This is a genomic window from Xanthobacter sp. BG11Y11_SDJG (assembly GCF_057364445.1).
The window spans coordinates 1-1,115 of record NZ_JBNFNU010000722.1 but is presented as its reverse complement, the minus strand read 5'-3'; the positions used below and the strand labels follow the sequence as shown (position 1 = coordinate 1,115).

Genomic DNA, 1,115 nt, shown 5'->3' with positions numbered 1-1,115 from the left:
GAGGCTTGCCGAGCATGCGACGCCGATCGGAGGGCGCCCTCCGTTCCCAGCGGCCCCGGTGCGGGCCGCGTGATCCCGCTTCTCGAACTCGCCCATGCGGGCGCCGCCGACGCCTTCGACGGCAGCGGCCGGCCCGCCGGCCCCGCCTGGGACGGCATCGTCTTCCCCGAGCTGGACGACGCCCCAGGTCTACGCCCTCGAAATCTGCGGGCCGCGCTCGCGCCGGTCTATCGCGACCGGGATGTGCTGGTGGTGTCGCCGGCCGCCGCCGTGCGGCGCGGCGACCGGGTGGTGGTGAAGGCGCGCGGCGGGGCGCTCCTGTTTCGCGAGTTCCTGCGCCGGACGGCCCGACAGGTGGAGGTGCGCGCGCTCGGCGCGCCGCACGAGACGCAGCAGCTGCCGCTCAAGGACGTCGCCTTCATCGCCCGGATCGTCTGGTCCAGCCAGTGAGGCGCCGCCCGGCGCCGCGCGCGCCGCTAGGCGCTACCACGTGCCACCCGGTGCCGAATTCTGCGCCGCGCCTCAGCGGATCAGCGCCTCCAGCGTCTCCAGCCGGTCGGCCTCGCGCGGCGGCTTGTCCCACCTCAGGCGCGCGACGCGGGGAAAGCGCATGGCGACGCCGGAGCGGTGGCGTGCCGAGCGGGCGAGGCCCTCGAAGGCGATCTCCAGCACCAGCCCCGCGTCCGGCTCGTGCACCACCTCGCGCACCGGGCCGAAGCGGTTGACGGTGCAGCGCCGCACGAACGCGTCGATCTTCTTCAGCTCCTCGTCGGTGAAGCCGAAATAGGCCTTGCCCACCGGCACCAGCACGTCGCCCTCCGCGCCCGTCGTCCACACCCCGAAGGTGTAGTCGGAATAGAAGGAGGAACGCTTGCCGTGCCCGCGCTGGGCATACATCAGCACCGCGTCCACCGTGTGCGGGTCGCGCTTCCACTTCCACCACGGGCCCTTGGGCCGGCCGGGCAGATAGGGGCTGTCGGCGCGCTTCATCATCACGCCCTCCACCGCCGCCGCATCGACCCCCGCCCCGAAGGCGCCGGGGTCGGCGCGCGCCGCCGTCAGCTCCGCCCATGAGGCGAAGGCGACCAGCGGCGAAAGGTCGAGCCGCCCGCCGC

At 74.2% G+C, this 1,115-nt stretch carries 2 protein-coding genes; one reads left to right on the top strand and one right to left on the bottom strand.

Annotated features, from left to right (window positions below):
* Nucleotides 1-450, top strand: a 450-nt coding sequence (locus AC2W7M_RS26045) for a S24 family peptidase (protein ID WP_486136050.1), incomplete at its 5' end; no start/stop codon positions are given.
* A gap of 72 nt (nucleotides 451-522) precedes the next feature.
* Here the strand turns inward: AC2W7M_RS26045 and AC2W7M_RS26040 are convergent.
* Nucleotides 523-1,115, bottom strand: a 593-nt coding sequence (locus tag AC2W7M_RS26040) for an ATP dependent DNA ligase (protein ID WP_486136049.1), incomplete at its 5' end; no start/stop codon positions are given.